Consider the following 15008-nt stretch of genomic DNA (forward strand, 5'->3'; position numbering starts at 1 on the left):
CAAAGAGAGTTAATATAAATTAGCTAACAAAAAAGGCGCATTAAGCGCCTTTTTTATTGAACTAACAAAATGTTAGTTGCGGATTAGCCGTTGTCACGACCACCTTTACGGTGTGGACGACGTTCGCCTTGTGGGCGGTCACCGCGGTCGCTAGGACGACGGTCGCCACGATCACCTTGACGACGCTCACCACGTTCACCTTGTGGACGATCACCTTGTGGGCGACGACGACGAGGAGCACGGTTTTCACCACCAGACATCGCTTGTTCGTTAGCATCAGCTTCACGAATGTTGATTGCTTTACCACATACGCGAACTTTACGTAGGTGATCTAGCACGTCTTTAGGCATTCCATCTGGTAAGTCAACGGTAGTGACTTGATCAAATAATTGGATTTGACCAATGTAACGGCTGTCAATGTTAGCTTCGTTAGCGATAGCGCCAACAATGTTACCTACACCAACGCCATTGTCACGACCGACTTCGATCACGTAACGGCACATCTTAAGATCTGGATTATCTTTTAATGCTTCAGCACTACCAAGTGTTGTTGGAGTACCACGTTCACGACGAGGACGCTCACTACGATCACCACGTTCGCTACGCTCACCGCGCTCGCCACGTTCTCTAGGAGCACGCTCTTCACGAGGTGGACGCTCTTGCATTGCAGGAAGCTGTAGTGGACGCTCTTTCTGAACTTGTTGTAGTAATGCTGCTGCTAATGTTTCGCTATCAACTTCTAATTGCTGGCATAGTTGTGCAACTGCGCCTTGCATAAAGTCTAATGGCTCGTTAGCAATAACTGCTGCAACTTGCTCACCTAAACGAGATAGACGGCGTTCTGCCACTGTCTCTGGACTAGGTACTTTCATTGGTGAAATACGGCTATTAGTGGCGCGCTCGATAGTGCGTAACATACGCATTTCACGATGAGTCACAAATAAGATTGCCATACCTGTACGACCAGCACGGCCAGTACGGCCAATACGGTGTACATAAGCTTCTGTATCGTATGGAATATCGTAGTTTACAACGTGACCAATACGTTCAACGTCTAGACCACGAGCAGCAACGTCAGTTGCGATAATAATATCTAACTGGCCGCGTTTTAGCTGCTCAACAGCACGTTCACGTGCTTGCTGGTTCATATCACCATGTAATGGTGAAGAAGCATAACCACGAGCTTCTAGCTTTTCAGCTAATTCAACACATGAGTTACGAGTACGAACGAAGATGATAATACCTTCAGTCTTTTCAACTTCTAATACACGTACTAATGCTTCAAGCTTGTTGTGTTGAGACACTTGCACAAAACGTTGCTCAATTGAGTCAACGGTAGTGTGGCTAGCCGCAATACTGATCTGCTGTGGGTTAGTTAAGTGCTTATTCGCAACACGCTTGATTTGCTCAGGCATAGTTGCAGAGAATAGCGCTAATTGACGCTGTGCAGGAGTGTGTTCAAGGATCCATTCGATATCATCGATGAAGCCCATCTTTAGCATTTCATCAGCTTCATCAAGCACAAGTGCTTTTAATGAATCTAATTTAAGCGTGCCACGACGCATATGGTCCATTACACGGCCTGGAGTACCAACAATAACTTGTGGTCCACGCTTTAGCTGGTGTAATTGTTGATGCATGCTCTGACCACCATAGATAGGTAGAACATGGAAACCTTTCATAAATTTAGCGTAGCTGCTAAATGCTTCAGCTACCTGAACAGCAAGTTCACGGGTCGGTGCTAAAACTAAAATTTGAGGAGCATTTAAATGCTGATCAACTTTACTGAGTAGAGGCAGTGCAAACGCACCTGTTTTACCTGTACCAGTTTGTGCTTGACCAAGAATATCTTGGCCAGCCATAAGCGGCTCAATACTAGCTGCTTGGATTGGCGTTGGCTTTTCATAGCCTAGCTCATCAAGAGCACGCAACAAAGGCTCGGCAAGGCCGAGTTCACGGAAAGTTTTTTCATTGGATGACATGGGTTGTAGCCTTGTGGAGGTGTTCGGTAAACACCTTAGGTTTCACAGACAGAAAATCAACCCCGTGTCGATTTTCCGCACCGAAAGAGATGAGACTATAGCAGAAGATACGCCGTTTTCCAAGGTAAAGCACAAAAATTTAGCAAAAAGTAGGCCAATTCGGCCATTTTGTATAAAACTCATGCAACTAAAGTGTCTATTTGCTGCATTTATCACACCACAATAGCGATCTAGCGCTAAAAAAGAAGGCATCTTATTTTATTAAGACGCCTTGGGTTGTTTGTTAATTAACCATTTTTGTGAGTAGTGGCTTTAAGAAACGAGCGGTATGCGATTCTTTATGTTCAGCTACCTGCTCAGGTGTGCCTGCGACTAAAATTGTACCGCCGCCACTACCACCTTCAGGACCTAAGTCGATAATCCAGTCTGCCGTTTTAATGACATCAAGATTATGCTCAATCACAACAATAGTATTTCCTTGTGACTTTAAGCGATGCAAGACATCTAATAGCATCTGAATATCGGCAAAATGTAGGCCTGTAGTGGGCTCATCTAAAATATAGAGGGTTTTACCGGTATCACGCTTAGATAATTCTTTTGCTAATTTGACTCGCTGCGCTTCACCACCAGATAAAGTCGTCGCACTTTGGCCTAGGCGGATATAGGACAAGCCAACATCCATCAGTGTTTGCAATTTACGCGCAATTGCAGGTACCGCATCAAAAAAGCTACGTGCATCTTCAACCGTCATTTGCAGCACTTCGTGGATACTCTTACCTTTATATTTAACCTCTAAGGTTTCACGGTTATAACGTTTACCATGACAAGCATCGCAAGGCACATATACATCAGGTAAGAAGTGCATCTCAACTTTAATTAAGCCATCACCTTGGCAAGCTTCACAGCGTCCACCTTTGACGTTAAAAGAGAAGCGACCCGGTTTATAACCGCGGCTACGAGCTTCTTGAGTGCCAGAGAACAATTCACGTATTGGCGTAAAAATGCCAGTGTAAGTCGCAGGGTTAGACCGTGGAGTTCGGCCAATTGGACTTTGGTCAATATCAACCACTTTGTCACATTGATCCATCCCCTCAATGGTCTTATAAGGCGCGGGTTCATCTAAGGTTGCACCGTTAAGCATACGATGAGCAATTTTAAAGAAGGTATCATTGATTAAAGTTGACTTACCTGAACCTGATACACCAGTAATACAGGTAAACAGTCCAACAGGTATCGTGAGATCAACTTCTTTAAGGTTATTACCCGATGCGCCTGTTAGTTTAATTAGGCGTTCAGCATCATAAGGTGTGCGATCGCCTGCTACATTAATCTGTTTAACGCCACTGAGATACTGACCAGTGATGGAAGCTGGTGTTGATAAAATCGTATTTAAATCACCATCGCAAATCACTTCGCCGCCATGGACACCCGCACCTGGACCGATATCGATAATATGGTCAGCCATGCGAATCGCATCTTCATCATGCTCCACTACAATCACAGTATTACCTAGATCGCGTAGGTGGATTAATGTATGCAATAAGCGTTCATTATCACGTTGATGCAAACCGATAGAGGGCTCATCCAATACATACATCACGCCAACTAACCCTGCACCAATTTGGCTGGCGAGACGAATACGCTGCGCTTCACCGCCAGATAATGTTTCGGCTGAGCGAGATAGGCTTAAATAATTAAGACCCACGTTAACAAGAAAACCTAAACGTTCACGCACTTCTTTTAAGATCTTATCGGCGATCTGTGCGCGTTGGCCGCTAAGCTCTAGTTGCTCGAAATAATCCATCGCTTCGCCAATGGACCATTCGGTTAATATTGGTAAGTTAAGATCATTAATAAAGACGTTACGAGCTTCTTCACGTAAACGTGAACCACCACAGCTTTGGCAAGATTGAGTATTGATGAATTTAGCAAGCTCTTCGCGTACTGAATTCGATTCAGTTTCACGATAGCGGCGATCCATATTATTTAAAATACCTTCAAATGGGTGTTTGCGGATCACCACATCACCACGATCATTAATGTATTTGAAAGCAATGCTTTGTTTGCCTGAACCGTACAGTACGATCTGTTTTACTTTTTTATCTAGCTGGCAATAAGGCGTTTCGACATTAAAGTCATAGTGTTCAGCCAAAGAGGTGAGCATTTGAAAGTAGTAGAAGTTACGACGATCCCAGCCACGGATCGCACCGCCTGCAAGGGACAATTCATCGTTAGTGATCACACGCTCAGGATCAAAAAATTGTTGTACCCCTAAACCGTCACATGTTTGGCATGCACCAGCGGGATTGTTAAAGGAAAAGATCCGAGGCTCAAGCTCTGCCATTGAATAGCCACAATGCGGGCATGCAAAGTTAGCAGAGAAGAGCAGTTCTTCTGCATTGTTATCGTCCATATCAATAACGGTAACGATACCGCCAGATAGCTCGAGTGCCGTTTCAAATGATTCCGCTAAGCGTTGCTGAATATCATCACGCACTTTAAAGCGATCAACGACTACCTCTATGGTATGTTTAACATGCAAATCAAGTGTGGGTGGATCGGATAGGTCACACACTTCGCCATCAATACGGGCACGAATATAACCTTGAGCTGCTAGGCTATCGAGCAGTTTGACATGCTCACCTTTACGATCTTGTACCACTGGTGCCAGTAACATTTGGCGGCTACCAGCGGGTAAGGTCAGCACTTTATCTACCATCTGACTCACCGTTTGCGCTGCTAGCGGTTGATGATGGGTGGGACAGCGAGGCTCACCTACACGGGCGAATAGCAAACGTAGATAATCATAAATTTCGGTAATCGTGCCTACAGTTGAACGTGGATTATGGGATGTTGATTTTTGTTCAATTGAAATTGCAGGACTCAAGCCTTCGATATGATCGACATCTGGCTTTTCCATTAAACTTAAGAATTGTCTAGCATAAGCAGACAATGATTCGACATAGCGGCGTTGACCTTCTGCATATAGGGTATCGAAGGCTAAAGAAGACTTACCTGAACCAGATAAACCTGTAATAACAATTAACTTATCACGTGGGATGGTAAGGTTAATATTTTTAAGGTTGTGGGTACGAGCGCCGCGAATTTCAATTTTATCCATCTATCTCTCTACTAACTGTGTTGATCTAGAAAATTGCGACTAGTATCGCATAGTTTTGAAGTGGTGTTTAACGAGATTTTTCGGTTGATATAAACGCTTTAGTGGTAAATCTTGCTAGGGGAACTATCTGTTCGAGAATATTGTCTGTATATACCCAAGTTAACTGAATATTGATATCGCTAGATAAAATCATAGCTTAAGTTTGTTCAGGTATATCATTAATGCAATGAAATATTTCTGTGCTAAAATGCGCAGCTCTCATATTTTCATCAGATCACAGGAACACGTCCATGTCCATGAGCGGACTATCAAACACCGAGAAAAAGGTTGCTTTCTCGTTGGCCAGCGTATTTGGTTTACGCATGATGGGCCTGTTTATGATCATGCCAGTCTTCGCACTGTATGGTCAACATCTGCAAGGATTCTCTCCACTTTGGGTCGGTATTGCCATTGGCGCATACGGCCTAACTCAAGCGTTATTACAGATCCCAATGGGGATTTTATCTGACAAATATGGTCGTAAACCCATTATCTTAATCGGTTTGGGACTATTTGCTATTGGTAGTGTTGTGGCAGCCATGTCTGACACTATTTATGGTGTTGTATTAGGCCGAGCATTACAAGGTACAGGTGCTATCGCCGCCGCTATTTTGGCTTTAGCCGCAGATTTGACCCGTGATGAACAACGTACCAAAGTGATGGCGATTATTGGTATGTGCATTGGTTTTTCATTTGCACTATCACTACTTGTTGGGCCGATAGTGGCAGGACACGTAGGCATATCAGGCTTATTTGCATTAACTGCCGTATTAGCACTATTGGGCATGTTGATTGTTCAAATTTTAGTGCCGAACCCCGTTCATCATGCCCCTAAGGGCGATACTGTTGCGACACCGGCTAAATTGCTACGTATGTTTAAAGACCCACAGCTGTTTCGTTTAGATGCAGGTATCTTTATTTTACATCTGGTGTTAACGGCTGTTTTTGTGGCGCTTCCACTTGATTTAGTTGATGCAGGGTTACCGAAAGAGCATCATTGGATGCTGTATTTCCCTGCCTTTGTGGGGGCATTTTTATTAATGATCCCACTGATTATTATCGGTGTGAAACGTAAAAATACTAAAGCGACTTTTCAAATTGCACTACTCATCATGTTTGCATCATTAGTGATTATGATTGCGGGTGGTCACACCTTATGGTTGTTAGCTGTTGCGGTCGTACTATTCTTTACCGCGTTTAATTATTTAGAAGCATCATTACCGAGTTTGATTGCTAAGTTTTGTCCTGTAGGTGATAAAGGTTCTGCGATGGGCGTTTACTCTACAAGCCAATTCTTAGGGGCATTTTGTGGTGGTCTATTAGGCGGTGGTGCCTATGAGCTAGTCGGTGCTCAGGGTGTCTTTATTGCCGGGTTAATTTTGGTTATATTATGGCTATTACTAACATTAGGGATGAAAAATCCCGTGTTATTAAAAAGCTATACTTTAGAAGCGGTCATTACTGATAAGCCTCAAGCACAGCAAATGGCTGCAGACCTATCTCATATCGTTGGGGTGGTTGAAGCAATTGTGGTGTTAGAAGAGCAAGTAGCATATTTAAAAGTAAATGATCAATTCGATTTGAGAGAAGCGCGAGCTGTGTTAGGCTCTGTCAATTAAGTAAAATTTAGAATTTATTCTAGGAGATTTCAATGGCCAGTCGTGGTGTCAATAAGGTTATTTTGGTCGGCAATTTAGGCCGGGATCCTGAAGTGCGCTATATGCCAAATGGCAATGCAGTTGCTAACTTTACTATCGCAACTAGCGAAACTTGGAAAGACCAACAAGGTCAAATGCAAGAGCGTACAGAGTGGCACAACATTGTAATGTATCGCCGCCTTGCTGAAATCGCAGGTGAATACCTGAAAAAAGGCGCAAAGGTATACGTTGAAGGCCGTCTACAAACAAGTAAGTGGCAAGATCAGGCTACAGGTCAAGATCGCTACCGTACTGAGATTGTAGGTAATGAGATGCAAATGCTTGATAGCCGTGGTGGTTCTCAAGGTGGTAGTGATAACCAACAATCTGGTGGCTATGGTCAGCAGCAAAACCAGTATGCGCCTAAGCCGCAACAAAACTACCAGCCGCAACAGCAGCAAGGTGGTTACCAGCAGCAGTCTGCTCCACAACAGCAGCAAGGTGGTTATCAGCAGCAACCTGCACCGCAACAGCAGCAGTACCAAAAGCCCGCAGCGCCACAACAGTCTGCTCCAGCGCCACAGCAATCTGCTCCACAGCAGCGTCCTGCGCCGCAACCACAACAGAATTTCACTCCTGATCTTGATGATGGTTGGGATGACGATATTCCGTTTTAATTCGGTGTTGTCATAATTTGATGAAATAACTAGGCCTTTGTTTGCAAAAACAGAGGCCTAATTTTATTGGGCTTATAAGTCACTTAGTCGAGGTGGTATAAGTAAGTGTAAAATTCATCATCACGCACATATCCATGTTTATTGTAGACACTTTGGGCCTGAGTATTATCTGTTGCGGTACTTAACATGATAAATGCTGAATTAGTGTCTCTGGCGAGTTGTTCTGCTCGATCTAATAGTATGGCTGCGACTCCTTGTTTACGTGCTGTGGGGCTGACAAATAAATCATATAATAGCCAAGTTCTTTTCATCTCTAAGGAACAAAATAAAGGATATAATTGTGCGAATCCGAGGTAATTACCTTGCTGGTCTTGTACATAATAAAGTATCGATTCTTTATTAGTGAGTCGTTCCTGTAAAAATTCCAATGGACTTTTATCCGTAAAGTCAACGTTATAAAAAGTTAAATATTGTTGATATAACTGACTTATCTGGGGGATATCTTCTATTTTCGCTTGTTTTACTTGCATCATAGAGACTCGCTATTGATATGAAAGTTATATAATTATAGCTACTATATTTTGTACTGCTCGTTAATTACCATTTATACCAATTTTTATAAGAAGTAATATTTTTACAGCATAATTAATAAGAGTGTTATTAATTTATCTTTTTATAAAATCAAGTCATATGATCACAACTGTTTACTTTTATTTTTATAATTTATTTAAGTGAGATAAATGTCTCATAGTGAGTAAATGTTTCAAGTTGTAATTGTTTAATTTTATATTAAGGAAATAAAATATAATTAACCAAGAGGGTGTTAATTATTATGATTGTAAATGTTGATTATAATAAATATTTATCATCTTACTCTAATGTAATATATTGCTTAATGGAAATTAGAATATGTTAATATTGCTAGTTGAAGATAGTCGTTTATTGGCTAATAACATCATTCAGTATTTAGCGCTAAACGGAATTGAAGTGGACTATGCTGAAACAATTGCGCAAGCTGAAGCACGTTTACTCACCCAACATTTTGATGTGATTGTACTCGATCTTAATTTGCCTGATGGTGATGGTATTTCTGCTTGTCGGTATTGGAAGTCGTTATCAATTACTACGCCAATTATTATGTTAACGGCCCGGAGTCATTTAGATGATAGATTATCAGGTTTTGCTGCGGGTGCTGATGACTACTTGGTCAAGCCTTTTGCATTAGCTGAGTTAGTTGCTCGATTAAATGTGGTCGCACAGCGTCGAACAATAACACCTAGATTACAGGTTGCCGATTTAGAAATGGATTTTGGTACCCATGAGGCTTTTCGACAAGGTCAATTATTATCATTAACGAGAACCAGTTGGGAGTTACTTGCACTACTTGCTCGCCGTAGTCCTGACATTGTCGAACGTGATGAAATTGAACGTACTTTATGGCCTGATACACCGCCTGATAGTGACAGTTTACGCAGTCATACCCATCTGTTACGCCGCATTATAGATAAACCTTTTGATAAACAGTTACTGCATACCATTCGGGGTGTGGGTTTATGTTTAAGGTGCGATTAGTCTATGCACTCATTTTCATTAAAACGCACTTATCAGATTTATAGTTTGCTATTTTTAGTGGTGGTATTGGCTATTAATAGCATTATTCCGTTATGTATGATGTGTACTGGTATGTTTTCCATGCATGAGATTACGTTGCATAACGCTGGACAAGCTGCAGAGGCATTATTCAAGCAGGGTAAAACAGAATTAGATACTGATAACATAAGTGTGTATGCCGATTGGCAACGGGTACCTGAAGCCATTAAAGCACTGAATAATAATCAAGCTCCAACGGCGGATACAGGAATTCTTTATCAGCATTTTGATGGTCCTTATATTGATGCATTGAGTGTACATTACACGGCTAGCGGCCAGCCTTTATATATTTGGCTACATTATAACGCCAGTCATGATCTCGTATTTGCACCTAAAAACATGACGGCAATTATCCTGTTAGTGGTGATGACATTTGCTGTGGTCGCCATTTTAAGCTTCCATCTGCAATCAAAGGTGATTACCCCTGTACATCGGATCAGCCAAGCGATAAAACAGCATGATTGGCAGGGAATGAAGATCTTAAGCTTACCTGCACAAGGATATGCAGAATTACAATCCATAGTGGATGCGCTGCATCACTCATTACAGCAATTACAACAAGCCCAGCAACGAGAGCTCAATTTCTTACGTTATGCGAGTCATGAACTACGTACCCCTGTGGCTATTTGTCAGTCCTCTTTTGAACTATTAACCTTACAGCATGGCGCGCTACATGGACCTGTATTAGCAGCGAGCCAAGCAACGACACAGATGAAATTAATTATTGAAACGTTATTGTGGTCAACTAATAAAACAAGTACAAATTTGGAGAAACAATCGATTAATTTAGGCCAATTATTACAGCAAGTGATTACTGAGCAAGAGTATGCACAAGGAAAATTAGATATAGTTCAACTTCAATGTGATCATTATTGTGTCATTGGTTTACATGAACCATTAAAAATGATGTTAAATAATCTAGTTCGTAATGCATTGGAATATGGTGATCAACATGTTTGTATTATTCAACGTCTAGGTAGCATTATTATTGCTAATCCTATGTTAGAAAATAAGCAACATGGTTTCGGCTTAGGCTTAATGCTCGTTAATCGATTAGCAAAGCAATTGGAATATGGTTTCAGTACACATAAGTTTAATAATTATTTTTATTCAGTACTAAATTTCGACAATGATCACATTGTTAGTGAGGCAATTTTACGTAATTTTGACGTAACTGGTGGGCATAATAAATATAGATTAAGCAATTAATGTAGTTGATGTCGATATTATTTAAATAATAAATCGATGCTGTAATAGTGGATTAAGAATATGAGATTTGATAAAGCGTTATTAAGCAAATAATCTGATTTTTAGTTCATTATTAAGTCTATATAAATTATGTTGTTACACACTGTTATAGGCAGGACGTTACTGATGAAATTTAAAAAATCCGCTTTAGTTATTGCCATGATGGCAAGTGCCATTTTAGCTGGCTGTCATATCAATAATGAAATGAGTAAAGCCCAAGGTTCAGCACAAGGTAAACATGGTGAAGTCGTTGTTGAGACGACTTTTAGCAATGGTCACATTGTTAATATTGACGTGATTAAGCAGCATGAGAATAAGGTGTTAGCCGCGGCTGTTTTTAAAGATGTTAAACAAGCGATTATTGATAATAACTCGGTAGATGTTGATAGTATTTCTGGCGCAACTGTTACCTCAAATGCCCTTAAACGTGCAGTTGAAAATAGTGTAAAAGCTGCAGGAGTGACTCTGGTTGCTGCTGGTGCGGTAGCAGGTAAAGCGCAAGTCGCACAACCAACTGATTATACTTATGATGTTGTGGTGATTGGTGCGGGTGGTGCAGGCTTTAGTGCGGGTCTTGAAGCAATGGAAATGGGCAGCTCTGCTGTCATCATTGAAAAAATGCCGATTATTGGCGGTAATTCATTAATCTCTGGTGCAGAGATGAACGTAGCGGGTAGTTGGGTTCAAAAAAATATGGGAATTACCGACAGTAAAGCCCTATTTATGGAAGATACCCTTAAAGGCGGTGACTATAAAGCGATCCTGCCATGGTTGAGACGATGGTAGATAATGCTGTAGAGGCATCTGAATGGTTACGTGATTATGTGGATGTGGAGTTTTACCCTAATCAACTATTTCAGTTTGGTGGTCACAGCGTTAAACGTGCTCTAATTCCTAAAGGTCATACTGGCGCAGAAGTTATTGGCAAATTTGCTAAAAAAGCAGAGGAAGTCGGGTTACCTGTACATACCAATACAACGGCTCAGCGATTATTGAAAGATGATAAAGGCCGAGTGATAGGTGTTGAAGCGACTAAAAATGGTAAGAAGATTACTTATCACGCCAATAAAGGTGTTGTGATTGCGACAGGTGGCTTCTCTGCCAATGTTGAGATGCGTAAGAAGTACAACCCTGAGCTTGATGAGCGCTATGGTACTACGGGTCATGCTGGCGGCACTGGCGATGGTATTGTGATGGCTGAAAAGATTAAAGCCTCTACCAAGAACTTAGGTTATATCCAAAGTTACCCTATTTGTAACCCTGAAACTGGCGCTATTGCATTAATTGCTGATGCTCGCTTCTTTGGTGCAATTTTAGTTAACCAACAAGGTAAACGTTTTGTTGAGGAGCTTGATCGTCGCGATGTGATTAGCCATGCGATTTTAGATCAAACTGGACGCTATGCTTATGTGTTATGGAATAAAGATATCGATGATGTGGCCGGCACGGTTGATATGCATCCTGGCGAGTTTGCTGATTTAAATAGTAGAGGCTTAATGTTTAAAGTTGATACTTTAGAAGAAGCCGCGGAGAAATTTAATATTCCAGTTAAAGCATTACAAGCAACGGTCAAAGACGTTAATCATTATGCTGCTACAGGCAAAGACGAAGCGTTTAATCATAGAGCTGGTTTAGTTGATTTAAGTAAGGGTCCTTATTGGATTATGAAGGCTACTCCATCAGTGCACCATACAATGGGCGGAATTGCGACTAATACTAAAGCACAGGTTTTAGATCAGCATGATAAGGTGATTCCAGGTTTATATGCAGCAGGTGAAGTCACTGGCTTAACCCATGGCACTAACCGCCTTGGTGGTAATGCTTATACCGATATCATCGTATTTGGTCGTATTGCGGGTATGCAAGCGGCAATTTCAAAGTAATTTACTCGACGGCCCATTAGGGCCGTTTCCAATTTTTAATATCCTAACAATAATTTTTATTACTGACATGGCTTATGCGTGATGGGATTAATTGTGTCTTGATATTGATTATTCGTTGAAAGTAAAAAGGAAAAACGATGAAGCACACTCAGTTATCAATATTATTAATATCGACCTTATGTTGTTCAAATATGGCTATGGCCGATGTGAATGTGACCAATGTGGAGCTAGGTTATAAAGCTTATACGAGTTCGACTAAAACGGATAATAAAGGGGTATTTGATCAGAGTTTTGTAAAGCTGAATCATTTGGCAATTGTTGATTGGGGTAATTATTTTGCCAATATTAAGCTAGAAAACCCTGGGCAATGGAGTCATGACCAATCAGGTCAAGCAGGTAAAACTACGTTAAAAGCACTCAATATCATTGAATACAACCTTGGCACCACTAAGTTTAATTTGTGGGGACAGAACTTCATTTCGGCTAATAAGACGGTTGTAGAAGATAACTTATACTTAGGTGTAAGCCATGATGTGAGTTTAGCTGGAGTTTCGATTAATTATGGTTTAGGCGCTAACTATACTTTTGCTTCTTTGACGCCGACAAATGGCGAGTTCAATGGTATGAGCGGTTATGCTACTGTGCTTAATTTGCGTTATCCATTGACTGTCTTAGGTTTAAAAAACATGCTCTCATTAAACTACGAGGGACAATTTGATCGAGCAACTGAGCATCAACATTTACTTGGGTATCGCAGTTATGGGCATCAAATTATAACGACTTTAAAAACAAATATTTCAAAATCTATTTATAGCAAATTACACATTACTCACTTTGATAGTTGGGGCTCTACTCCACGAGGTGGTATTGAGTATGGCGTTGCTATCGGGATGAATTTTTAATCATTACACATAATATAAAGGGCTGGTGTATATGAGCCCATCTATATTAAATTTTAATGTTGTCATAATATATTTTATAAAAGTTAGTCATTACTTGCATTCATGTAGTTAATGTTAGATTTAATATTATCTAATGACTTTATCTCTTGGTAAGTCATACAAATAAGTTCTTCTATATGATGCTCTGATGTCGTATTTGGTGTAATTAAGTCGATAACAGATAAATATTTTTTTAAGGTATTGATTCTTTTATTTATAAAAAGTTGTTCCATATTATAAGCCCTTGGGTCCATTAATATGGAACAACTATATAAAAATAAATGTGGAAATTGTTCCACATTGTAAGAAATTTTAAAATAAATCGAAAAGCCAATCAAAGTATGATGATAAACCTTCGTTTGCTGGTGGTACAACCTTACTACCCGTTGCCGGAGTTGGTGTTGATGGTGGTACCACTTTACTACCAGTTGCATAAGCGCCAGAAGTCATTCCCAAACTGAATAGTAGGACGAGCATTGCCATAGCGAATTGTAACTTTCTCATAATACATTCCTTTTAATTACAAGCTGAACCTGTGTGGATTTTTTTCCACTAGTTAATTATTACTTCAATTTTTAAATAAAATAAAAGAGAGGATAGGTTAATATTACTATGCTGGTAAGGAATGATTATTTTTTATGACATGATCAATAATAACGATTAATGTTGATATTGTTATTAACTGTATGATTGATGGGTAAATATTATAAATATAAAGTTGGTTGTAATTCGAAACATGTCTAAGCATATACTCAAATATCATAACTGAAATAATGACAATATTTGATGCAACAATTGAATATAGTATCCAATCGGTAGGGGTTGGCTGTGCTTTTTTAGGGGGGTAATGGTGATCTATATTTTTTTTGTATAACTCCATTGCGTAATTTGCTAACGGTGAACGCATCATTAATAAATAGCGAACAATTACATTGAGAGATAGCATTGCAATGTAAAATTGTATAGCAGGTGCCTGATATCCATTGAAATACCAAATACATTCAACGAGGATGCTTATTGTTACAAGAGGGGTTACTATATAGCGAACTAGTTTATCATAGTGCATTAAATAGATAATCAACATAGATAAGCTATATATAACAAGCTTCTGCGTGCTGTAATCTTTTGTAAAATAGAATAATTCTTCTAGTAATCTTTCAAATAAAAATATGGTTATAATCGTAAAAATATTTACATCATTACGAATTGATGGGAGTGTTAATAGTACGAGCAAAATAACTAAAACCAGACGATCGAATAAATCTGGATGACCAAAAGTTTGCCAACCAATAATGATTACTGTCGTTGCTACAAAGATCCTAACAACTTTGTTTAAATACTCGTGTATAAACATTGTTAGATATCAAAAAACTTAATAAGGCTAAGTTTAAAGGAGCCACGTTGATGGTGTGATAATTTAGGGCGACAAATCTGCCACCAACGATTAACTATTTCCATTTTGATTACTGCAGATGGTGAGTCCGTTTCAATTTTTATTAATGTCTCTCTACTAATCCCTAAACGCGTAGCTAATTCTTGTTGAGTATAATCAGCTTTTTTACGTATTTCTCTTAATTCTGCTCCTGAATACTTCATATTAGTTTCTTATTTAGTTATTGGTGCTTAGATCAATAGAACACTCTAAGGTAAATATCAAGTGTTATGTCGAAAAAAATTAATTTTTTTAACGGTAATAAAACCATTTCAATAACTTATATTCACTATAATAATAGGGTGTTGATTAGCCGAATATATAATTCGTTGGCATTATTTTCATTAGTTATATTTGTCAAAATTGCAGTTAAACTAACCTCTAGTTAGATATAAAAT

Annotated in this window: 11 protein-coding genes and 1 pseudogene; 6 read left to right on the top strand and 6 right to left on the bottom strand. The window is 39.7% G+C overall.

What is annotated here, in order from left to right:
• Nucleotides 1-83: 83 nt before the first annotated feature.
• Together JCM15074_RS11605 and uvrA are read right to left on the bottom strand one after the other, a co-directional pair.
• Nucleotides 84-1982, bottom strand: a complete 1899-nt coding sequence (locus JCM15074_RS11605; RefSeq protein ID WP_025821358.1) for a DEAD/DEAH box helicase — start codon at nt 1980-1982, stop codon at nt 84-86.
• Nucleotides 1983-2265: 283 nt separating this feature from the next.
• Nucleotides 2266-5103, bottom strand: a complete 2838-nt coding sequence (uvrA, locus tag JCM15074_RS11615; RefSeq protein ID WP_025821360.1) for an excinuclease ABC subunit UvrA — start codon at nt 5101-5103, stop codon at nt 2266-2268.
• Nucleotides 5104-5393: 290 nt separating this feature from the next.
• Here uvrA and JCM15074_RS11620 point away from each other — a divergent pair, with 290 nt between their 5' ends.
• Complete coding sequence (locus JCM15074_RS11620; protein ID WP_025821361.1) at nt 5394-6761, top strand: MFS transporter; 1368 nt, start codon at nt 5394-5396, stop codon at nt 6759-6761.
• Nucleotides 6762-6793: 32 nt separating this feature from the next.
• Nucleotides 6794-7456, top strand: a complete 663-nt coding sequence (locus JCM15074_RS11625) for a single-stranded DNA-binding protein (protein ID WP_025821362.1) — start codon at nt 6794-6796, stop codon at nt 7454-7456.
• Between the two features lie 83 nt (nt 7457-7539).
• Here JCM15074_RS11625 and JCM15074_RS11630 read toward each other — a convergent pair whose 3' ends face one another.
• On the bottom strand, nt 7540-7989 hold the full coding sequence (locus tag JCM15074_RS11630) for a GNAT family N-acetyltransferase (protein ID WP_025821363.1): 450 nt from the start codon (nt 7987-7989) through the stop codon (nt 7540-7542).
• A gap of 376 nt (nt 7990-8365) precedes the next feature.
• Between JCM15074_RS11630 and JCM15074_RS11635 the strand changes: the two genes are divergently transcribed.
• The 4 genes and pseudogenes from JCM15074_RS11635 (at nt 8366) to JCM15074_RS11650 (ending at nt 13139) form a co-directional block, all read left to right on the top strand.
• The gene (locus JCM15074_RS11635) at nt 8366-9028 is read left to right on the top strand and encodes a response regulator transcription factor (protein WP_025821364.1); all 663 of its coding nucleotides are present in this window, start codon (nt 8366-8368) and stop codon (nt 9026-9028) included.
• 3 nt (nt 9029-9031) lie between these two features.
• Complete coding sequence (locus JCM15074_RS11640; protein WP_025821365.1) at nt 9032-10315, top strand: sensor histidine kinase; 1284 nt, start codon at nt 9032-9034, stop codon at nt 10313-10315.
• Between the two features lie 165 nt (nt 10316-10480).
• Nucleotides 10481-12237 (top strand): annotated as a pseudogene (locus tag JCM15074_RS21940) (flavocytochrome c).
• 137 nt (nt 12238-12374) lie between these two features.
• Entirely contained in the window at nt 12375-13139 is a 765-nt protein-coding gene (locus tag JCM15074_RS11650) for an outer membrane protein OmpK (protein ID WP_025821366.1), read from the top strand.
• Between the two features lie 351 nt (nt 13140-13490).
• Here the strand turns inward: JCM15074_RS11650 and JCM15074_RS11660 are convergent, their stop codons facing one another.
• From JCM15074_RS11660 to JCM15074_RS11670, 3 genes are all read right to left on the bottom strand, one after another.
• Complete coding sequence (locus JCM15074_RS11660) at nt 13491-13682, bottom strand: hypothetical protein (protein WP_025821368.1); 192 nt, start codon at nt 13680-13682, stop codon at nt 13491-13493.
• A gap of 106 nt (nt 13683-13788) precedes the next feature.
• Entirely contained in the window at nt 13789-14532 is a 744-nt protein-coding gene (locus tag JCM15074_RS11665) for a hypothetical protein (RefSeq protein WP_025821369.1), read from the bottom strand.
• 2 nt (nt 14533-14534) lie between these two features.
• Entirely contained in the window at nt 14535-14774 is a 240-nt protein-coding gene (locus JCM15074_RS11670) for a helix-turn-helix transcriptional regulator (RefSeq protein WP_025821370.1), read from the bottom strand.
• Nucleotides 14775-15008 lie beyond the last annotated feature (234 nt).

This window comes from Shewanella marina JCM 15074, from assembly GCF_000614975.1.
Taxonomy (GTDB): Bacteria; Pseudomonadota; Gammaproteobacteria; order Enterobacterales; family Shewanellaceae; genus Shewanella; species Shewanella marina.